General features: G+C 38.8%; 13 protein-coding genes. 12 read left to right on the top strand and 1 reads right to left on the bottom strand.

Going from position 1 to position 22,396, the window contains the following annotated elements; all coding sequences use genetic code 11:
• Positions 1-123: 123 nt before the first annotated feature.
• On the bottom strand, positions 124-525 hold the full coding sequence (gene gloA / locus CXF64_RS15475; RefSeq protein WP_010555329.1) for a lactoylglutathione lyase: 402 nt from the start codon (positions 523-525) through the stop codon (positions 124-126).
• A gap of 648 nt (positions 526-1,173) precedes the next feature.
• Here gloA and CXF64_RS15470 point away from each other — a divergent pair.
• From CXF64_RS15470 to CXF64_RS15415, 12 genes are all read left to right on the top strand, one after another.
• Complete coding sequence (locus tag CXF64_RS15470; RefSeq protein ID WP_007585320.1) at positions 1,174-2,052, top strand: NAD(P)-dependent oxidoreductase; 879 nt, start codon at positions 1,174-1,176, stop codon at positions 2,050-2,052.
• A gap of 148 nt (positions 2,053-2,200) precedes the next feature.
• Positions 2,201-4,459 (top strand): polysaccharide lyase 6 family protein, encoded by a 2,259-nt coding sequence (locus CXF64_RS15465; RefSeq protein ID WP_101217453.1) that lies wholly within the window; start codon positions 2,201-2,203, stop codon positions 4,457-4,459.
• 5 nt (positions 4,460-4,464) lie between these two features.
• Positions 4,465-6,675 (top strand): heparinase II/III domain-containing protein, encoded by a 2,211-nt coding sequence (locus CXF64_RS15460; protein WP_101217452.1) that lies wholly within the window; start codon positions 4,465-4,467, stop codon positions 6,673-6,675.
• 5 nt (positions 6,676-6,680) lie between these two features.
• Positions 6,681-7,025, top strand: a complete 345-nt coding sequence (locus CXF64_RS15455) for a cupin domain-containing protein (protein ID WP_002962963.1) — start codon at positions 6,681-6,683, stop codon at positions 7,023-7,025.
• Between the two features lie 2 nt (positions 7,026-7,027).
• Positions 7,028-8,335 (top strand): MFS transporter, encoded by a 1,308-nt coding sequence (locus CXF64_RS15450; protein ID WP_101217451.1) that lies wholly within the window; start codon positions 7,028-7,030, stop codon positions 8,333-8,335.
• A 74-nt stretch (positions 8,336-8,409) separates the two neighbouring features.
• On the top strand, positions 8,410-9,342 hold the full coding sequence (locus tag CXF64_RS15445; protein WP_007585330.1) for a sugar kinase: 933 nt from the start codon (positions 8,410-8,412) through the stop codon (positions 9,340-9,342).
• Between the two features lie 229 nt (positions 9,343-9,571).
• Entirely contained in the window at positions 9,572-10,189 is a 618-nt protein-coding gene (eda, locus tag CXF64_RS15440) for a bifunctional 4-hydroxy-2-oxoglutarate aldolase/2-dehydro-3-deoxy-phosphogluconate aldolase (protein WP_007585331.1), read from the top strand.
• 14 nt (positions 10,190-10,203) lie between these two features.
• Positions 10,204-11,286: a class II fructose-bisphosphate aldolase gene (gene fbaA, locus CXF64_RS15435; RefSeq protein WP_101217450.1), complete on the top strand. Its 1,083-nt coding sequence runs from the start codon at positions 10,204-10,206 to the stop codon at positions 11,284-11,286.
• Complete coding sequence (locus CXF64_RS15430) at positions 11,283-12,245, top strand: class 1 fructose-bisphosphatase (protein WP_010555334.1); 963 nt, start codon at positions 11,283-11,285, stop codon at positions 12,243-12,245. Before fbaA ends, CXF64_RS15430 begins: the two co-directional genes overlap by 4 nt.
• A gap of 462 nt (positions 12,246-12,707) precedes the next feature.
• Positions 12,708-15,440, top strand: a complete 2,733-nt coding sequence (locus CXF64_RS15425) for a poly(beta-D-mannuronate) lyase (protein ID WP_101217449.1) — start codon at positions 12,708-12,710, stop codon at positions 15,438-15,440.
• A 325-nt stretch (positions 15,441-15,765) separates the two neighbouring features.
• Positions 15,766-18,798: a TonB-dependent receptor gene (locus tag CXF64_RS15420; protein WP_101217448.1), complete on the top strand. Its 3,033-nt coding sequence runs from the start codon at positions 15,766-15,768 to the stop codon at positions 18,796-18,798.
• A gap of 526 nt (positions 18,799-19,324) precedes the next feature.
• The gene (locus CXF64_RS15415) at positions 19,325-22,288 is read left to right on the top strand and encodes a TonB-dependent receptor (protein WP_101217447.1); all 2,964 of its coding nucleotides are present in this window, start codon (positions 19,325-19,327) and stop codon (positions 22,286-22,288) included.
• The last annotated feature ends 108 nt before the right edge of the window (positions 22,289-22,396 follow it).

The following is a 22,396-nucleotide window of genomic DNA, read 5'->3' as shown; positions in this document are numbered from 1 at the left end:
AACAACTAGATACAAAAATTTTTGCCTAGTTCTAGCGTAATTTTCTTAACGTTAAATAGACCCCATATATAAGCAGATTGGCATTAAGCAAATTGTTATAACTTGAACTAGTTGTTAAGTAATTTAAAATTTACTCATGTCATCTTTTTTCTGAATAAGTTCTATTGAATAACCATCAGGGTCTTTTACAAAAGCAATTTCAGTAGTACCGCCTTTTACAGGCCCAGGTTCACGGCTTACATTACCACCGGCTGCTTTAATATCAGCACATGTTTTGTAAATATCATCAAATTCAATGGCTATATGGCCATAAGCATTACCCAAGTCGTAGCTGTCCTCGTCCCAGTTATAAGTTAACTCTAATACTGTATTATCTGCTTCGTCGCCATATCCAATAAAGGCAAGAGTGTATCTGTATTCACTGTTATCAGCTCTGCGTAATTCCTTCATACCTAATACTTCAGTATAAAAAGCAATTGATTTGTCTAAATCCGCAACACGCAGCATAGTATGTAATAAACGCATTATTCAGTTCCTTTAGTGATTTTTTCAAAGTTCAGTATATTTTTAACTAAGCGCTATTATTAAGCGCATTTTGTAGTTTTTATATGTATTAGCCATATATGTAGGCGTTACGTACAAATCACAACCTCAAAACCATTTAGAGTTGGAAGCTGTTCACGTATGGCCTTTATAATTTTACCAATAACATCAACTGTAAATTACCAATTAATGAACCATTTTATTGAATTTTGCATATTTAAATAAAGAACACTCAATTATTGGTCAACCTATTAGTATAAAAAAAGTTACTGATTGTTCAACAAAAGTTAACCTATATCTGATTGGGTTTGTTGTATCTAAATGTTTGATTTTAATTGATATTAAATTTATTTGTATGTAATTTGTAAAAATATGGGATTTACTTGGTTAACTTATTGGTTGACAAAAAAGGCGTATGGTAATACAGTTTTTGCATACCAATTGGTAAGTTGCTTGGTTTGAGTGAATACAATGTATTGGTAATTAATCAGAGTTACGTTTTGCACAGGTTAATTTATAAATAACTCAAGCTTAAAGTTACTCTACAAATTGAAACAAAGACACAGCGTATTTTAAAGTAGATTTTACTTGTTCTTATAAAAGTATGCGCCACATATTTAGGAGTTATTCATGTCAAAACCAGTCATCGGTTTCATCGGCTTAGGCTTAATGGGCGGCAACATGGCCGAAAATTTACAAAACAAAGGCTATGAGCTAATTGTTATGGACCTTAGCAAAGATGCGGTTGCAGCATGTGTCGCTAGAGGCGCAAAAACAGCAAGCACTGCTAAAGAGCTAGCTGAAGGTTCAGATATTGTTATGTTTTGTCTTACAACTTCTGCCGTTGTAGAAAAAATCATTTATGCAGAAGACGGTATCCTAGCGGGTATTAAAGAAGGTGCAGTACTAGTTGATTTTGGTACTTCTATTCCATCATCTACTAAAAAAATTGGTGCTGATTTAGCAGCTAAAGGCGCAGGCATGATTGATGCTCCTCTTGGTCGTACACCAGCACATGCTAAAGACGGCCTTTTAAACATCATGGCTGCAGGCGATATTGATACATTCAATAAAGTTAAACCAGTACTAGAAGATCAAGGTGAAAACGTTTTCCATCTTGGCGAGCTAGGTGCAGGTCATACAACTAAGCTTATCAACAACTTCATGGGCATGACTACAGTATGTGCTATGTCACAAGCATTTGCAGTTGCAGAGCTTGCTGGTGTTGACCGTCAACAACTTTTTGACATCATGTCGACTGGTCCATCTAACTCACCGTTTATGCAATTTTGTAAAAACTATGCAGTTGATAATGTTAGCGACCTTGGTTTCTCGATTGCTAATGCAAACAAAGATTTAGGCTACTTCCTACAAATGGTAGAAGACCTAGGTACTGAATCAAAAATCGCTGAAGGTTCATCAGCTAACCTACAAGCAGCGTTTGACGCTGGTATGGGTCAAGGTAATGTTCCTGAAATTTTTGATTACTTCAAAAAGCTAGAAAAGTAATACTTCTCGACCTTATTGAGCGCTTTAAGCTTTTGGCTTAAGGCGCTTTAACACACATGACACCAATTGACTAAAGTCTTTGTGCAATGTCAGCTTTTTTAAATTCTGATGAAGCACTACTTTCAGTCACAACGAAAAAGAGTTAACTATGCGTTTGATTAACACAATAAAGCTTAGTCTAGTTCTCATCGGTTGCATATCCACACAAATAGCGGCCAAAGATTATTTTGTAGAAAGTAAACAAGCTTTTAATGATATCGCAGCTAATCTAGTTGCTGGCGACAAAGTAGTACTTAAAAATGGTACTTGGTCTGACTTCGAAATCCTACTTGAAGGCCAAGGTACAAAAAACTCTCCTATTTTATTGACCGCTGAAACTAACGGTAAAGTAATTTTATCGGGTCAATCGAACCTAAGACTTGCAGGTAAATACCTTGAAGCCTCAGGTTTAGTATTTAAAGACGGCTACACACCGAGCTCAGCTGTAATAGAGTTTCGTAAAAATAAAAATGAATTAGCCTACAATTCACGAGTTACTCAAACAGTAATCGATAATTACAGTAATCCAGACAAACGAGAGTCTGATTATTGGGTTGCATTATATGGACAACATAACCGCTTTGATCATAGTCATTTAGTTGGCAAACGAAATAAAGGTGTGACAGTTGCTGTTCGTTTAAACACTCAAGCAAGTCAGGAAAACTATCACCGCATAGACAACAACTATTTTGGCTACCGTCCAACTTTTGGTTCGAACGGTGGTGAAACCCTACGTATTGGCACCAGCCATTACTCATTAACTGATTCGCATACATTGGTAGAAAATAACTATTTTGAACGCACCAATGGTGAAGTAGAAATTGTGTCGGTTAAGTCAGGTAAAAACATCCTTCGTAATAACGTATTTTATGAAGCGCGCGGTACATTAACGCTGCGCCATGGTAACGGTAACCTTATAGAAGAAAATATTTTTATTGGTAATGGTGTTGACCACACAGGTGGTATTCGCGTTATCAATAAAGACCAAATTGTAAGAAATAACTACCTACAAGGTCTAACAGGGTATCGTTTTGGCAGTGGTTTTACTGTGATGAACGGCGTACCAAATTCATCTATAAATCGTTATCACCAAGTTGAAAATGCGACAATTGAAAACAACACATTTATAAATGTGCGTCATATTCAACTTGCCGCTGGTAGCGATGCTGAGCGTAGCGCTGCACCTAAAGATAGCGTAATGAAAAACAACTTAATCATAAATCAAGATGGTGAACAGCCATTTACAACATTTGATGATGTAAGCGGGCTGGTACTAAGTAACAACATTGCTGATACAAAAGTACTTTCTGAGCTAACGTACGGTGTAAAAAAAGAAAAAATCACGCTTAAAAAAGCAAGTAATGGTCTACTTTACCCAACATCTAAAAGTTTAAATGTAGGTGCAAAGCGCGATTTAAAAGTACTTAAAAAAGAAGATACCGGTGTTAGCTGGTATGCAAAAGTACCTGCTTTAGTTGATTTTGATTCTGGTAAGACACATTCTGTTAAAGCTGATGTAAGTGCATTACTAGACGCTATTGATAATGCCGAGTCGGGCGATGTTCTAGAACTAGCGCCTGGCCAGTATGATGTTTCTAAACTGGTTAAAATTGATAAAACGTTGACAATTAAAGCAAAGCAGAACACAAAGTCTAAACTTACTTTTCAACGCTCTACCTTGTTTGAAATACATGATGGCGGCAGCTTAAAACTAGATGGTTTATCTATTTCAGGTGAAAACGCGCCAGATGCAATAGGTAACAGCATTGTTCGTACGCAAAAATGGGGTATGGTTGATAATTACCGCTTTGTAATGACCAACTCAGAGTTAAATGCTTTAGATATTAATCATTCATTCCATTTCTTTATCACTGGTAAAGGTGCAATGGCTGACGAAATTATTGTTACAGGTAATACCTTTAATACAGTAACAGGTGACATTTTACGTCTAAATACTGAAATTGAAGACTTAGGTGTTTATAACGCGGAATACGTTATTGTAAATAATAATACATTTAATGATGTGCAAGGTGGTGTACTTAAGCTTTACCGTGGTGGTACTGATGAAAGTACATTTGGCCCTCATTTTGAAATGACAAATAACACGCTTAATAACGTCGGCCTTGGTAAGCGTAACAAAGAGCAAGCGAGCATTTATGTTCACGGTGTTCAGGTTACTAATATCAAAGATAATAAATTTGTTAAATCTGCTCCTATTGTTGTAGAGCACACAGTAGGCGAGCCTAAAACTGAAATCTCAGATAATACATTTGATGTAACTAAAGCACCAAGTGTTAAAGAACTAAGAGTTAAAGGCCCACATACAGCAGTATTAAAAAATAACAACATTTTAAATAAGGCAGGGTAAATACTATGTACTTATTAAAATGCCAAACAGGTTTTAAAATAGCGGCTGTAGCAGCACTTACATTACTTACATCATTGGGTGCGCATGCAGCGCACCCAAACTTAGTAATTACTACTGATGACGTAAGTCATATGCGTCAAGCAATAGGCAGCGAAGGTAAATTTTCTACTGCGTTTGAGCTATTAAAAGCGCAAGTAGACGAACAAATAGCTCAACCAATTGCGGTACCTGTACCAAAAGATGGTGGTGGTGGTTATACACATGAACGCCACAAAAAAAATTATCAGCTTATGTATAACGCAGGCATCATTTATCAACTAAGCCAAGATGATAAATATGCAAATTACGTGCGTGATATGTTGCTTGAGTATGCAAAATTATACCCAACGCTTGGTCTGCATCCAAAACGTAAAATGGACTCGCAAAATCCAGGTAAGTTTTTTTGGCAAAGCCTAAATGAAGCAATGTGGCTTGTGTACACAATACAAGCTTATGATCTAATTCATGACTCGTTAAATGCCGATAACATTAAAACAATCGAGGATGACTTACTACGTCCTGTTTCGTTGTTCACATCAGTAGGCCAACCCTCTACATTTAATAAAGTACATAACCATGGAACATGGGCAACAGCGGGTGTTGGCATGGCAGGGTATGTATTAGGTGAACCTGAGTGGGTAGAAAAATCATTATACGATTTAGAAAAGTCGGGTAAAGGTGGCTTTATTAAGCAGCTAGAAATGCTGTTTTCACCACAAGGTTACTATAACGAAGGTCCTTACTATCAACGCTTTGCACTATTACCCTTTGTAACGTTTGCTAAAGCGATTGAAAACAACGAACCACAACGAAAAATCTTCGAATATCGCGATGGCATATTATTAAAAGCGATTGATACGACGATTCAACTTAGCTACAACGGTTTGTTTTTCCCAATTAACGATGCAATAAAAAGTAAAGGTATCGATACTATTGAGTTAGTTAATGGTGTAACTGCAGCGTATGGATTAACTAACGACGCAGGCTACCTTGATATTGCTAAGCAACAAGACCAAATAATTCTCTCTGGTGATGGGCTAAAAGTAGCTCAAGCACTTGATAACAACATGGCAAAACCTTATTCGTTTAAATCTGTTGCCTTCGGCGATGGTAATGACGGTAAACAAGGTGCTTTAGTTGTAATGAGAACGCAGGTAGGTGGCGATCAAGCTCTACTATTTAAACCTGCTGCACAAGGCTTAGGTCACGGTCATTTTGATAAACTAACATGGCAATTTTACGACCACGGTAATGAAATTGTATCTGATTATGGCGCAGCACGTTTTTTAAATGTAGAAGCTAAATACGGCGGTCGTTATTTACCTGAAAACGAAACTTACGCTAAACACACTGTTGCGCACAATACGGTAGTGGTTGACGAAACAACGCATTTTAATGCAAATGTTGAAGTAGGAAATAGTAATTACCCTACACTTAACTTTTTCGAAACGAATGAATACGGCACGGTTTCAAGCGGCGAAATAAGCACAGCTTATAAAGGCGTTGATCTTGAACGTACGCTTGCACTTATTAACTTACCAGAGCTTGAAAGCACAGTTGCACTTGATATATTTGATGTTGCTGCAAATAAAGCGCATCAGCTTGATTTGCCTTTGCATTATAAAGGTCAGCTTATAGATACCAGCTTTGAGCTAAAAGCGAATGCAACACAACTGTCTGCATTAGGTACTAAAAATGGCTACCAGCATCTATGGCTTAAAGCTCAAGCGCAACCTCAAAGTGGTTTAGCTAAAGTAACGTGGTTAAACGAAAATGGTCGCTTTTATACTCAAACGAGTTTGGTTAAAGGTGATGAGTCTTTCTTGTTTACTCAAATAGGCGCAAACGACCCTGATTTTAACTTACGCAACGAAAACGGTTTTATTCGTCGTGTTGAGGGTCAAAAGCATCATAAATTTATATCTGTATTAGAGCCTCACGGTGAATACAATCCAAGTAAAGAATATACGTTAGAAGCTGTTAGTAGAGTTACAAAGCTTGAATATAGTCAGCAGGGCGATTTAACACTTGTTGAACTTGATATTAAAGGCAAGTCATATTTAGTGGCTATTAATAAAGCACCAACCTCAGCTAAAAATACATTCAATTATCAAAATAAAGAGTTCACTTTAAATGGCCGATTAGGCGTTTATATGATGAACAATAATCAGGAGTAAATAGGATGCAAAAGCAAAGCGCAAACTTTTCATTTGGCAACGAGACCGAAATTGAAGATTTAGGAAATGGTCTAAAACGTCAAATGCTAGGTTATAACGAAGAGCTAATGGCTGTTAAAATTTGGTTTGAGAAAGGGGCTATTGGTTATAACCATGCTCACAGACATTCTCAAGTAACGTATGTTGTTGAAGGTGAGTTCCACTTTAACATTGATGGCGTAACTAAAATCTTAAAACCGGGTGATAGCTGCTTAATCCCACCATTTGCAGATCATGGAGCTACCTGCCCAACAGGCGGAATCCTGATTGATACTTTTAGCCCAGCGCGTGAAGACTTTCTTGAGGATTAATTATGCAACTTAAAGGCTTACGTTGGTGGGTTATAGCGCTAATTGCGCTAGCTACCATTATTAACTATATCGACCGTCAAGCACTTAGTGTGCTTTGGCCGGACATTGTTGAAGATTTATTTCCTGATGAATCAGCGCTAGAACGCAAACAAATATACGCTAATATTTCAATTGTGTTTGTATTTGCTTATGCATTTGGTCAAGCCATATTTGGTAAAATATTTGACTGGGTAGGCACACGCTTCGGTTTTGTTTTATCGATAGGTGTTTGGTCTATTGCAACCGTTGCACATGCATTTGCACAAGGTGTACTTAGCCTTAGTATTTTTCGCGCAATCTTAGGTGTAGCAGAAGCCGGTAACTGGCCGGGCGCAGCTAAAGGTAATGCTGAATGGTTTCCTACTAAAGAGCGTGCCTTAGCACAGGGTATTTTTAACTCTGGCGCTGCTATTGGCGGTATTATTGCTATTCCTTTAATTGCTTATTTAACTATCTACTTTAGCTGGCAAATGGTGTTTGTTTTTGTGGGCGTATTAGGTTTTCTTTGGTTAGTGCCTTGGTTAATTTTGGTTAAAGCGCCGCCTAACTCTCATCCTTGGCTTACTGCACAAGAGCGTGAATATATCTTAACAGGTCAAAGACGTGTTGATGATAATGGCGATGTAACAGGCGAAGACGAAGAAGAATATAACCCTTCAACTGCTGAGTTACTTTCTCGTAAGCAAAGCTGGGGTGTAATTATTGCCTCTGCTGCGATTGACCCTATTTGGTGGTTATTTGTTTTTTGGATACCTATTTACCTAAACGAAGTATACGGCATGGATGTTAAGTCTATTGGTATATATGGTTGGGTACCTTATGTTGGCGCTATGTTTGGTGCTTGGTTTGGTGGCTTATTAGCTCAAAACCGACTCAAAGCCGGTTGGAATACAGATAAAACACGTAAGCTAACTATAACGCTGGGCTGTTTAATTATGTTACCTGCGTTACTTGCAATGGCAAATCCAGGCGGACCAACGACAGCGGTACTAATTATGGCTGTTATATTATTTGGTTTTCAAACTGCAATTGGTAACGTGCAAACACTACCAAGTGATTTGTTAGGCAAAAAAGCTGTAGGTACATTATCAGGTTTCTCTGGTATGGCGGCAAAACTTGGTGCTGTAGGCCTTACATCGCTTGTGCCTATTCTTACTGCTGATGGTAACTATACGCCAGCATTTGTTATTGGTGCTTCTTTAGCCATTATAGCAATGGCAGCTGTTTGGATTTTAATTCCAAAAATAGAACCTCTTAAAAAGCCTCAATAATCTAGATAATAACTGCTATGCCAACATGTTTTGTATAAGCGCATAGCAGTTAACTACATAGGGTAACTTCCAAGATGAAAAATATTTACTTTATCGGTGAATGCATGGTCGAGCTTAGAGCTATGAGCGCAGCCACACTACACCAATCATTTGCAGGCGATGTTTATAATTCTGCAGTGTATTTAAAACGTTGCTTCCCGCAGGTTACTACTTCGGTTGTTACGGCTTTAGGTCAAGATAATTTAAGTAAAAAAATGCTAGAACGCTTTGAAAGTGAACAAATAAATACACAACTCGTATTTGCTCACGATACCAAAGTACCTGGCATGTATTACATAGAAACCGATGAGCATGGTGAGCGTAGCTTTATTTATTGGCGTAATGATTCTGCAGCTAAAAAGGTTGTTGATTTTTTAGATGCTGATGCACTCGAGCAGCTTAGCCAAGGTGATATGTTTTTCTTTTCAGGAATTTCATTAGCAATAATTGAAGAAAGTGCACGTGAGCATTTTTGGAAAGTTGTAAAGCAGCTCAAAGATGCTGGGGTTAAAATAGTTTTTGATCCTAACTACAGAGCGCGTTTGTGGAATAGTGTAGAGGAAACTAAAGAGCAATATCATTTAGCCTTTACGCTTGCAGATATTACCCTACCTGGCGTTGAAGATTTAACAACACTTTATGACGTTCATAGCGTAGAAGCGGTTGTTGAATATTTAAAACCTTACCAAATTGAAGAAATTGTTGTTAAAAATGGCCCTGAATCGGTAGTGACAAAAGAGGGCGATACCCTTCAAAGCCACACCATAATACCGGTAACAAATGTTGTAGATACTACATCCGCAGGCGATGCCTTTAACGGTGTTTATTTAGGTGCTCGTTTATCTGATAAACCAATTTCAAGTGCTGTACAACTTGCTGCAAAAGCAGCAGGTGCTGTTATACAACAGCCTGGCGCTATTGCTCCAAAAGATATATTTCAGCTAGCAATGGTTGAAGCTGGTATCTGATACCAATTTTATTAAAAACATGATCACCTTAGCGTATTAAATAACTCACTAACTACGTTAAAAATTATTTATATAGAACAACTATGTATCATAATTTTAGCCTTGTTATTGAGCTATTTTCTTGTCGCTATAATAGCTCATTAATTTAATGCAATTGGTATAACAAAATAATTAAACATTAAAGGCCGCCATACCTCGGCCGCATTACTTTTTATAAAGGAACAACGTTATGACTCGCTTTTCTGAACTTATGTCAGGACAAACACTGCTACCTATAATTCAAGCTGATACGCCAGAGCAAGGTGTTCAAATAGCGAAAGCTATGGCTAACGCTGGCCTTACTTTAGTTGAAGTAGTACTAAGAACAGAGGCTTCTTTAGAAGCATTAAAAGCTATTAAGGCACAAGTGCCAGAGCTAAAAGTCGGTGCGGGTACAGTCATAAATACTGACATTTTAGAGCAAGCACTTGAAGCGGGTTCTGACTTTATTGTAACGCCAGCGGTGTCTCCTGCGCTACTTACTGCTCTTGCTAAATGTAATGTGCCGGTACTTCCTGGTGTATCAAACACAGGTGATATTTTAATGGCACTTGAATATGGCTTTGAAGAGCAAAAATTATTCCCGGCTTCGCTTGCCGGAGGAGCACCTTTTGTATCAGCTGTGTCGTCAGTATTTAGAGCAGTCAGCTTTTGCCCTACAGGCGGCGTTAGCGAAAGTAACAAAATGGACTATCTTTCTTTAAATAATGTATTCGCCGTTGGCGGTACTTGGATAGCGAAAAAAGAGTGGGTTGAACAAGAAAATTGGCAAGCAATTACTGATTCTTGTATCCAGGCTTTAAAATAGAAAGGATTTCATAAATGAATTATTTAGCCCCAACAATACTGCCAGGCGTAATCGTTGGCGATGAAGTAAGTGCTGTGTATGAACATGCGCGTACTAATCAATATGCGTTGCCAGCGGTAAATGTTGTTAGTACAACATCTATAAATGCGACGCTAGAAGCTGCTAAAAAGAAAAACTCGCCCGTTATTATTCAGCTTTCTAATGGTGGAGCTCAATTTTTTTGTGGTAAAAGCTTATCTTTACCAGAGCAACAATCAGCAGTGCTTGGGGCGGTAAGTGCTGCAAGATATGTACATTCAGTGGCAGCACATTATGAAGTAGCAGTGATGCTTCATACTGATCACGCAGCTAAAAAGCTACTACCTTGGATTGATGGTTTGCTTGATGAAGGTGAAAGACACTTTGAACTGACTGGCAAACCACTGTTTAGCTCGCATATGATTGATTTGTCAGAAGAGTCTTTAGAAGAAAATATCGAAATTTGTGAACGTTACTTAACGCGTATGGCAAAAATAGGTATGACGCTTGAAATTGAGCTTGGCTGCACGGGCGGCGAAGAAGACGGTGTTGATAACTCACACCTAGACAGCTCTTCTTTATACACTCAGCCTGAAGATGTTGCATTTGCTTACGAACGTTTAAGTCGTATTAGCCCTAACTTTATAATTGCAGCGTCTTTTGGCAATGTTCACGGTGTATATAAGCCAGGAAACGTTGTTCTTACACCAACTATTTTAAAAGATTCACAAGCTTACGTATCAGAAAAATTTAATCTACCAAGCAACTCAATTAACTTTGTGTTTCATGGTGGTAGTGGTTCTGAGTACGATAAAATTGCAGAGTCTTTAACCTATGGTGTAGTTAAAATGAATATTGATACCGATACGCAGTGGGCGTGTTGGACAGGTATTTTAGACTACTACAAAGATAACCAAGCATACCTACAAGAGCAAATTGGTAACCCTGATGGGGATGATAAGCCAAACAAAAAATACTATGACCCTCGCGTATGGTTGCGTCATTCAGAGCAAAGTATGGTTGCAAGACTAGAGCAATGCTTTGACGATCTAAATTGTGTAAATAGGTATAGCGCATGAAAAGACTAAATACAGTATTAAAAGAAGACGGTGTAGATACCGATCTTATTTTACTTATTCGCACAATTTTAGCGACCAGTAAAGAAATTGCTTTTCGAGTAAGCCAAGGTGAATTAGCCGGTGTTTTAGGTTCAACATTGAATGAAAACATCCAAGGTGAAGTTCAAAAAAAGCTAGATGTAATCGCAAACCAACTACTTAAAGACATACTACTTGACGACAGCAGCGTTCGATCAGTTGCATCAGAGGAAGAAGATCATGCGGTAGGTGGCCACCCTGAAGGTAAGTTTATTGTTGCTTTTGACCCACTAGATGGCTCTTCTAATATTGATGTTAATGGGCAAATAGGCACTATATTTACTATTTACTTAGCCCGTGATGATGTTGCCTTCGACAGCGACGAGCAATTTAGTCAGCCTGGTGTAAATCAAGTATGTGCAGGCTATGTGTTATACGGCCCTTCATCATTACTTGTAATGAGTACTGGCGGTCCAACGCGTTGTTATACATTAGACTCAACGCATGGCGGTTATCTACTGACAAATAAGCAGTTAAGTGTGCCAGAGCAGAGTCGTGAATTTGCCGTTAATATGGCTAACTACCGTTATTGGGACGAACCGACACAAGTGTATTTTGATAAATTGCTTTACACCTGTGAAAGCTTTGAAAAAAGCTCAATGCGTTGGAATGCAGCGATGGTAGGCGACGTTCATCGTATATTATGCCGAGGCGGGTTATTTTTGTATCCGCAAGATAAACGCAGTGGTAACGATAACGGAAAAATAAGACTGCTTTATGAAGCAAACCCGTTAGCGCTTTTAGTTGAAAACGCAGGTGGTAAAGCAACCTCTAGAGGAACGCGTATTTTAGATATTGCGCCAACTAGCTTGCATCAACGTGTGCCTGTTGCTTTGGGCTCAAATGAGCCTGTAGAGTTTTATAATAACGCTATTTTATAAACCAGTACTTAATAAAAAAGGGGCAAGAAAATAGCCCCTTTTTTACCCTTATTTTTCATTCTCTCTGTAAATAATCCTTTTTATACAAACTCACTTCATTTCTTAATTTTCTTATAGTCTTCAAATAAGAATACTTCATATATATTAAATAAATCTGATTTACTTAACCCCATGTAAAACCAATTTTTTACTCTAAGGTTATGTATTTTCGCAGTAATTGTGCATGATTGAATTCAATTTTTGACCTGGGACAACAGTGCAGGGTTAACTTTATGTTTATTTATTGTTATTTAATTAGGTGGGGATAGTGGAAAAAGTTATTTTATTATGGTTATATTACCAAGTTGGTTAACAATTTATTTGCAATTTAAATGAATTTGGTAATAAACGCATGATTTATTTGGTAACACACACAATAGATAACCAAATATTAAAACCATAAATTTGGAGAATAGAGCCACCATGAAATTAAAACATTTTGCGCTATGCGCTATTGCAGCTGCAATAGTTGGTTGTGACACAAACTCAAACAACAATGACAACAACTTGGGCTCTATTGCTCTTAGTGGAACTGTTACAAGCGGACAAACATTAACAGCTGAAGTTAGTGACCCTGATGGTATCTCAGGTGACGTGACTTACTATTGGTATGCAGATGGTGAGGCAATTACAGGTGCAAATAGCGCTTCGTTTACATTGACTGACGATCAGATAGGGTTACCAATTACAGTTCAAGGGCTTTATACCGATGATGGCGGTATTAATGAATCGCATATTACAGATCCAACCGCAGATGTTGCCGCAATCGCATTCCCTGCAAGTTTAACTATTACGGGCGACGCTCTAGTTGGTTCGCAACTAACAGCCAATGTAGCTGACGAAAATGGCTTTGATGGCGATACAGTAACTTATAAATGGTTTGCTGATGACGTAGAGATTGCAGATGAAGCACTTTCAACGCTTACGTTAACAGACGCACAGTTTGGTACAGTTATAACAGTTAGTGCATCTTTTGAAGATAGCCGTGGGTTTAACGAGTCTGTGACTTCAACGGGTACAGAGGTTGTAGCACGAACAAACTCAGAAGGCGAAGTTACAATTAGTGGCACGCCAACCGTTGGTAATATATTAACCGCAGAAGTTGCTGATACCGACGGGGCAACAGGAGATATTACTTACCAATGGCTTGCTGACGCACAAGAGATAGATGGCGCAACACAAAGCACCTTTACAGTTGATGCATCACTTTTAGGTCAAAAGATAAGTGTTCAAGTTGCTTACACAGATGATAATGGATTTATCGAGGATAATACATCAGAGGAAACAATTGCTGTTTCTGCTGTTGCGGTTGACGAAGCCGGTAGCGTCGCCATTATGGGCGTAGCGCCTTATTTGACAAGTGGCGAGTTAACCGCTGAGATAACTGATAACAACGGTGTTGAAGAGGCAAACGTTACTTATACTTGGTCTGCTGATGGCGTTGAAGTAGCCGACAGTAATAGTAAAACATTTACACCTTCTGCTTACGCTGGCTCAATAATGTCGGTAAAAGCTACGTATACAGATAACGATGGTTTTGCGAGTGAGGTTACAAACTCACTTGATACATTAGTTTACACACAATTAGTTAGTAACCCTGAAGCACTCCTTGGTGCTATAAGTGGCGGTTTAGCTGATGGTGATGTTATTGGCTTAAACACCGGTGTTTATGCTGATATGGACGCAGTTTTATTAACCAGTGCAGTAACGCTTCGCGCTGTAGAAGGTCAAACTCCTGTACTTAGCGGTGAAGTATGTGTGCATGTAGCTGCTGGAGTAGATGGCGCTGGATTAACAGGGCTTACCTTTAAGAATATAGATACTAAAGCGGGTGCATTTTGTGAAACCGAAGAAGGTGCTGTTATTTACTCAGAAGGGGATAACTTTACTTTTTCGCAAAACACGATGGATGGAGAAGAAGCTACACTCAATAACTCTGAATACCATTGGCTGATGATAAAAGGTCAAAGTGCGTTGGTTGAGCGAAATACATTCTCTAATCGAAATGTAGCAGAAAAAGGGTCTGTGATAAAAATATCATCATCAAGCTCTGATCACGTTATTCAATATAATTTATTTAGTGACAGTGATAATCCAAACTTTGATCAATCAAGTTTATACTTAATCAATGCAGGTAGTACAACGGGTAGCGGTGCAGCTGATAACGCAAACTTTACTATTCAGTATAACCGCGTAGAAAACTTTGTAACGGGTCGTCGTTTAATGCGTGTACAAACTTCTGGTGCAACCATCAAAGGCAATACAATCGTAAATCCTAATGGGGGTATTTCATTAGAAGATGGTGGATTTAATAGTGTTACAGACAACATTATTATTCGTACTACAGATATTGCAAGCTCAAGCGATAGACCTGCAGGCGTGATGATTACGCCACTTGGTCACACCGTGAGTAACAACTACATTGCAGGTATTCGTTCTGGTAATAAAGAAGCGGGCGGTATTGTATTTACGGCAAATCCATTTTCGCAAGCTGACGGCGGTGTGCCAAACTCGGGTAACCAAGCTGTACTTGATGCGGCTGGCGACTTTACACTAAATGTAACAAATAATACGGTTTTGAACTCACAGCAGCCTATCGTATTTAGTACTGAAATAGGTTCGCGTGCCCCCGTTAGTGACTGTGATGATCTAACAGCCGCTGATGCACCAGTGCTTTATGGTTTAACTAAAAACGCATTTAAAATAACCTTTAATGGTAATTTAATCGCTAATGGTTTAGGTGATCAAACAGACGAAGACACAATAAATAGCAGTGCTACAACTCAAGGCTTATTTTACCCAAATACACTTGAAAGTGACCATGCTTTTGAATATGACTGTGACTTAATTAATCATGATAGTTCGGTGCTAAGTAACAACTTTGGTTATATGGATAGTCGAGTATCAGGCGATGCAAGCGGTGACTGGGTTGAAATTAGAAAACTAAATGGTAATGGCGCATTCGATACTGATGGTGCAATTGACCAAGACCCAGCAACTAATGGCAAAGAAGTACTTGAGTACGTTACAGCAACAAGTACGTTATTAGAAACCGACCCTGCAGGCCTTCAGGCAGAGGCAGGTGCTAAAGGTCTTCATTATATTCAGTCATCTGAAGTCGGTGTTGGATCTACATGGAAAATACAAAACGATTAAATAACCAATTAATCAGTTAACTTTTAAAAGCCCCAAATTTGGGGCTTTTTTATTATTCATTAATAATCACCACACTTTTCTCAACCTACATTACCCATTTATAAACTAGTTTAGAGCGGTTTATATTCTAGTAAAAAATCTGCCTGACCTACTGGTAATGCCGCTAAGTTAAAATTGGTATACCTTATGGTAATATTAAAACGTCAAATTGGTTGATCATCGTGCTGCGTTTAAGTATATTAACGTCAAAGGTCACATAAAATATACATAAGCATAACAAGCTAACACACTAAAATCACACAACAACAACCAGCGGAGAATTCAAATGTCGTTGAAGTCACGAGATAACAATAATTCTACAACAGGGCAGTTTGCAATGCGCCCAGTTGCAAAATGGGTAAGAACAGCGGTCATCGCAGGTATGGCAAGTTCTTGCGTATTTACAGCAAGCGCACAGGAAGATCAGGGAAAAGCGACAGAAGTTGAAGAAGACGTTGAAATAATTAGTGTTACAGGTACACGTAGAACGATTCAAGACCAAATAGCAATTAAACGTGAAGCAACAACGGTAGTTGATGGCCTGTCATCTGAAGATATTGGTGATTTACCAGCACTGTCAATCGGTGAAGCACTGGAATCAATTACAGGTGCTGCATCTCACCGTGAAAACGGTGGTGCAACAGAAATCACTATTCGTGGTCTTGGTCCATTTTTAAGTGCAACGCATATCAATGGTCGTGAAGCGACTAATGGTAGTGGTGACCGCTCAGTTAACTTTTCGCAGTTTCCGTCTGAACTTGTAAAAAAAGTAGCAATTTATAAAACGCAAGATGCGTCAATGATTGAAGGTGGTGTTGCAGGTGTTATTGCACTTGAAACTATAACTCCACTTGATTTTGGCAAGCAACGTGTATCAGCTGAAGTTAAATTAAACTACAACCCTGATGAAGGTAATGTAGATAACTCACTGCAAAGTGACGCGGGTTACCGTGGCACGTTTAGTTATGTTGACCAGTTTGAATTTGATAACGGCCAAGCCGTTGGTGTGTCTTTTGGTGTACAGCGCCAAGATATCAGCCAACCAGAAGCTGAATACAGAAGCTCTAGCCCATCAGGTTCTTCATTATGGGCGTGTTTAAACGATCCTAATAATACCAATGAAGGTTTTTATCGTAGCAGCGCAGGCGACTGTGAAGACCAAGTTAGTGGCAGTAGCAACCAAGGTTACGATACAGAAATTGATCCTGAAACAGGTAAAGCAGTAAGTGATGGTACTCCTTACGCTTGGACTGGCAGCAGCCGAAGCTACCGTCAAAATGAGACATCAGATGAACGTGATGCAATGTTTTTTGCACTGCAATACCAACCGTCAGCTGATTGGGATGTTAACTTTGATGCACAAATATCAGATAGAACACAAAAAGAAGCACGCCACGATTTAATCTTTTTACAAAAACGTGCAACACCTGGCGTAACAGGTCCAACACTTGTTACTAATGATGTAGGCGGTATTTTACATTGGGAAGGTGAAGAGCGTATTGAATCAGCGGGTGAGCAATTTTCTCGTGAAGAAAACTACCAAGGTTACGGTATAAATATAGAACATACAGTTACTGATAGACTAACTGTTGACTTAGATTTAGCGTATTCAAAAACTGAACGTGAAGAACTTCAAATATCTAACCGTGGTAGAACATCAGGTCGTAATTTCTTTTCTTGGGATATGGGCGATGAGATCCCTCATTTCACACTGACAGATTTTGACGTAACAGATATTTCAAACTTTACAGATAGCCTAAGAACACGACTTGACCGTGAAAATGTTCGTGAAAACGAAGTTATCTCAGCGCGACTAGATTTTGACTATACCTTAGATGGCAATGTTTTCACCAGTATTCAAGGTGGTATTAGAACATCTGAAATGACCTTCCTACAGTATGGTGGTAGCCAAGGTAACGGTTCAAGAAACGAATTTACACTAGACTCTGGTACTGAAGCGCTTGACGTATTACAAGGTTGTCAAATCGATTTCCCTGAATCAGGCTTTTTATCAAGTGTATCTGATGGCGATATCGTAACAAATGTTGATAGTGACGGTAACGTTGTAGATAGCGGTACAGGTTCATCATGGGCTACATACGACAACGTATGTTTCTCACAAGCTGTAGCTGGTTCTAACGCTGATGGTGTGTTTGCTTACCCAGAAGTTGAATATGAAAATGCAGGTACAATTGATGTAACAGAAAAAACTACATCAGTGTACTTAATGGCTAACTACGATACTGAAATGTTTGGTAAATTCATTCGCGGTAACTTTGGTCTTCGTATTGTAGACACAGAAGTAACTTCGATTGGTTTTAGAAATAGCTTTGACGTAGTAACAAGCGACACCGGTGTACTTTCTCTGGTTGAATCTGATAATGGTTCATTGGATAAAATAAAAAGCGGTGGTGACTACACGAAGTATTTACCAAGTTTTAACCTAGTTATTGACTACAGTGAAGATATTTTATTCCGTGCAGGTATATACCGTGGTATGTCACGTGCAGATCCATCTGATTTAGGTTACAGCCGTACATTCCAAGAAGATACAGAAGGTACAGCAACCTCAATCAGCGATTTATTAGTGGGTGTAAATGGCTCTGGTAACCCGGACACTCAACCGCTTATGTCGTGGAACTACGACGCTGCGTTTGAATGGTACCCTAACGAAGATTCAATCTTAGCGTTAAGCTTATACTACAAACAGTTCAACGGTGGTTTTCAACAACAAACAGTAATTGAAGATTTTACTGTTGCCGGTGAAACTGTTTCATTACCAATTACTAACTCTGTTACATCAGATGAAGACAGTGAAATATTAGGTCTTGAAGCTTCATTTTCTTACCGCTGGGATAATGGCATCGGTATGAAATTTGGTTACAACTATGCAGACACTGATTTTGAGTTCCAAGATAGCTTATACGGCGATACGTTTGAGACTGACGTAGATGGTAATACTACACAGTTAACTGACGGTATTATTGAGTCGGCTTCAGTACCTGGTTTCTCAAAGCATGTATTTAGCAGCCAGCTGTACTACCAAATTGGTGGATTTGATACTGCTGTTATTTACAAATATCGTAGTGAGTATTTCCAACCATATACTACAAATGGTACTCGACTTCGTTATGTTGATGGCGTAGGCGTATGGGAAATGCGCGCATCATACAAAATTGATGAGCACTTTAGAGTTAAAGCAGAAGCAATTAACTTGTTCAGCGCACCTAAATCACAAGACTTCTTTGTTGAAGGTAACTTAGGTGAAGTGAATGACTACGGCCCACGTTTATTCTTAGGTTTAAGCTACAAGCTGTAATAATAGTTAAACATTAGATCACATTAAAAAGGCGGTTTTACCGCCTTTTTTGATCCTCAAATTCTTCAATTTTATATTTTCGATAATACTAACAAACAGTACTTAAAAAAACTCACTCCAGAATTACGCTACTTGACTAAAAAACAATTAAATTGGTTAACCAATAATGCTGTTTATTAAGCACGCCCAACATCATCGGTTTCTCCTGCCTAAATTATTTCATTTTTAAAACGATAACTATTCTAACCTTTGTTATTGACAGTCCTATTTCTAATAGAATTTAAAAACCATAAATAACATCAACTTAAAATGTAATTTTTGCTTTTAACTTGAAATTTAGTTAGGTTTTTCTATTTTGGTAATAACACATTGCATAATATTTGATCTAAATTCATTACCAAAAGGTTGACCTTTGTAGGTGTGGGTGTAAATATAAAGTTAAGACTTTGTAATAAGAAAGGGCTTTTAATAAAAACAATAAAGTAGCTGGTTAAACATAGCATTTCACACACACAGGAAAAAAACTATGAGTCACAAGTTATCTAAAATTACACTGGCAGTTATATCGGCAACCGCACTTGGTATGTCTTTGTCTACACAGGCGCAAGAAGCTCCAAAAAAAGCTGCAGACGATCTTGAGGTTATCGAGGTTTCAGGTATTCGACAATCACTTACAAATGCACTTGCACAAAAGCGTTCAGCAGATAGCCTTGTTGAAATTATCGAGGCTGTAGATATTGGTAAGCTACCAGATCAAAACCTCGCAGAAGTACTTGAAAACGTAACAGGGATTCAAATTACTCGTGAAGCAGGGGTAGGTACGGGTGTTCAAATTCGTGGTACCAATGCTAATCGCACTGAAGTGAACGGCGTATCAACAGTTGGCTCAGGGTCTGGACGAAGTGGCATTAGTTTTGAGGATGTATCAGCTGCAATTATCTCTGGTGTAGAAGTAATTAAGTCACCTGAAGCAAAAACAATCGAAGGCTCTGTGGGCGCAACAATAAACCTTAAAACAATTCGCCCGTTACAGTTAAATGAAACTCTAGGCTCAATTAGAGTTCAAGGTGAAGATAGTAGCTTATCAACAGATGGCGTTACCCCTAGGGTATCAGGTGCTTGGGGTGATAACTGGGAGCTTGATTCGGGCGGTAAGTTTGGTGTTGTATTTAGTGGTAGTTACAGTGAGCAAGACGTAACCGCATTTCGTCCTCGCGCAGATAGAGATAATTCGGTAGCCGCTGATAGTGGTGCTGCAAGTGCACAATCGTTTGATTTTCTACCAGTACAATTTTTAATTCAAGATTACGATAATTACGAATACGAGACAAAAAACTTCGCAGGTACATTTGAATATGCACCAAACGATAATATGAAATTCTTTTTTGATGCAGTTGTTAACGATCAAGAGCGCCGCCAAGAAAGCTCAAGAGTACAAGCATCTGGCCTAAGTGATCTTAGAAATGTATCAATACCGAGTGAATTTGAAACAGTTAATTTTGGTTCACTGGACGGACAAAACCTAGGCAGCATACAAGCGGCCGTAAGAGGCGTAATTCCGGTTGAAGACGGTGGTGGCGATCCTAACTTGCGTTTTTCTAGCGATACTAATTCACGCATCACAAAGAGCAAAATATTTAGAATTGGGGGCGAATGGCAAGGCGATAGATTATTTGCAAGTGTTGAAGCCTCAACCTCTCGTTCTGATTCAACTACACCAAGCTTTAATACAACGCTTAATTTTATAAATCCAAATGTTGCTACTAATTCGTCAAATGAAAACGGGACTCCTTTTGAGTATGATCTTACAGGTGATGCACTTACGTTTGGGATTGCAACGGGGGAGGCAAACGCGCCAACAATGGCTCAATTACTCGACCCTGCAAATGTTGTTCTACGTGACGTAAACCAAGGGCAAGATGAGTCAGAAAATACAGAAGATGCGTTTCGTACAGATTTTACATATTACTTAGATGATGTAATAACGTCAGTCGATTTTGGTTACCGCTACAGTAAAACGAGTAGTGTGTCGGATCAAGTTCGCTCTAACGTTGGTTTAAGAAATATGGCTGATAGCCCAACGGGTGATTTATTTGCACAATTATTAACAGCGGGCCCAGATAACTTTAACGATGGTGATGGGCGAGCACTCTATCTTCGTGATTTCTTACTTATAAACCCAGAGCTTGCATCCTCTGATCCACAAGCTGTATTAGCAGTACTTAACCAAGCGATTGAAGCTAATAATGTAATAACGGGTTCTGATCGCGGTCCAATAAGTTCACCAACGTCTCAAGTAAATGCGTTTTTTGATATTGAAGAAGAAACACATGCCTTATATGCACAAGCAAATTTTGAGTATGGCATGTTTCGCGGTAACTTTGGCCTACGTTATTTAGAGACTGAAGTTACATCGCTAGGTAACTCTGTTACTCAAGATGGAAGTGGCAACGAACTGGTTACTCAGCTAACGTCTAAAGGTGATTACGATTTCTTTTTACCTCGATTCAATTTAGCCGCGAATGTAAGTGAAGATGTGATTGTTCGTTTAGGTTGGTCAAAAGATATTAGACGCCCAGATTTTGATGACCTATCTACATCAGTTACGTTTGGCACCAGCCCTAATAGTGCCGTTTCAATTGGTAATTCAGGCTTAGCGCCAGAAGAAGTAACCTCTTTCGATATATCCACAGATTGGTATTTTGCACCCGCTGCCTTGTTAAGTGTGGGGTACTTTCATAAAACACGTAGTGATTTGCACGTTACACAGCAAGTTGACCCATTTGAAGACCCAAGCACAGGCTTTCGCGATACAAATGGTCCCGAGTGTGAAGGTGGCGGCATATTTAATCCAATTGCAGACATAAACGTATTTGGCCCAGATGCTGGCGTAGGGTTATGTGTACCAACACAAACTACTATTAATGACTCTGGTGAAACAACACAGCAAGGTATTGAACTTGCAGCTCAATACGACTTATCAAGTTTTGAAAAAGAGCTAGGTTGGGCATCAGGTTTTGGTGTGGTTGCTAACTATACCTATCAAGAATTTTCTGGTGGTGAATCATTTGACACCGCAACGAGTCGTGCAAATGCTGTTTTTGCATTAACAACCGGTAACCCGGATGCAGACATAAGTGCTAAGCAATCACTAATTGATCTGTCAGAAAACGCATATAACATTACATTTTATTATGAGAAATACGGTCTATCTGCTCGAGCGCGTTACACGTGGCGCGAAGGGTACCGTTCAACTGACTTTGGTAGCACTTCAAGCTTCCCATGGGGTTTCCCTGTTGTACAAGAAGACAGAGGGCAGCTTAATGCCAGCATAAGTTATGATGTGAACGATCAGCTAAATATCGGTATTGAAGCCGTTAACTTAACTGAATCAGAAGTTAGCCAGTCTTGTGTTAACGAAGGTGCTTTACTTTGTTTCCAAGGTATTACAGACCGCCGTATTACATTTGGCGCTAGCTATAGATTTTAAAAGTTATAGTTAAATCGAGTCTATAAGTGTGTGTATTTAAAGACGCTAAAAGCAAGCCATCTGGCTTGCTTTTTTTTAACTATAATTAGTTAACATTTATAAAAATGA

Source organism: Pseudoalteromonas sp. GutCa3, assembly GCF_002836155.1.
GTDB lineage: Bacteria > Pseudomonadota > Gammaproteobacteria > Enterobacterales > Alteromonadaceae > Pseudoalteromonas > Pseudoalteromonas arctica.
The sequence above is the reverse complement of the archived record's forward strand: the minus strand, read 5'-3'. Positions and strand labels throughout refer to the sequence as shown.

Excerpts from the sequence above, each read along its gene's own strand:
- gloA (WP_010555329.1), bottom strand. The coding sequence starts at position 525 with ATGCGTTTATTACATACTATGCTGCGTGTTGCGGATTTAGACAAATCA.
- CXF64_RS15450 (WP_101217451.1), top strand. The coding sequence starts at position 7,028 with ATGCAACTTAAAGGCTTACGTTGGTGGGTTATAGCGCTAATTGCGCTA.
- fbaA (WP_101217450.1), top strand. The coding sequence starts at position 10,204 with ATGAATTATTTAGCCCCAACAATACTGCCAGGCGTAATCGTTGGCGAT.
- eda (WP_007585331.1), top strand. The coding sequence starts at position 9,572 with ATGACTCGCTTTTCTGAACTTATGTCAGGACAAACACTGCTACCTATA.
- CXF64_RS15415 (WP_101217447.1), top strand. The coding sequence starts at position 19,325 with ATGAGTCACAAGTTATCTAAAATTACACTGGCAGTTATATCGGCAACC.
- CXF64_RS15470 (WP_007585320.1), top strand. The coding sequence starts at position 1,174 with ATGTCAAAACCAGTCATCGGTTTCATCGGCTTAGGCTTAATGGGCGGC.
- CXF64_RS15465 (WP_101217453.1), top strand. The coding sequence starts at position 2,201 with ATGCGTTTGATTAACACAATAAAGCTTAGTCTAGTTCTCATCGGTTGC.
- CXF64_RS15430 (WP_010555334.1), top strand. The coding sequence starts at position 11,283 with ATGAAAAGACTAAATACAGTATTAAAAGAAGACGGTGTAGATACCGAT.
- CXF64_RS15420 (WP_101217448.1), top strand. The coding sequence starts at position 15,766 with ATGTCGTTGAAGTCACGAGATAACAATAATTCTACAACAGGGCAGTTT.
- CXF64_RS15425 (WP_101217449.1), top strand. The coding sequence starts at position 12,708 with ATGAAATTAAAACATTTTGCGCTATGCGCTATTGCAGCTGCAATAGTT.
- CXF64_RS15455 (WP_002962963.1), top strand. The coding sequence starts at position 6,681 with ATGCAAAAGCAAAGCGCAAACTTTTCATTTGGCAACGAGACCGAAATT.
- CXF64_RS15445 (WP_007585330.1), top strand. The coding sequence starts at position 8,410 with ATGAAAAATATTTACTTTATCGGTGAATGCATGGTCGAGCTTAGAGCT.
- CXF64_RS15460 (WP_101217452.1), top strand. The coding sequence starts at position 4,465 with ATGTACTTATTAAAATGCCAAACAGGTTTTAAAATAGCGGCTGTAGCA.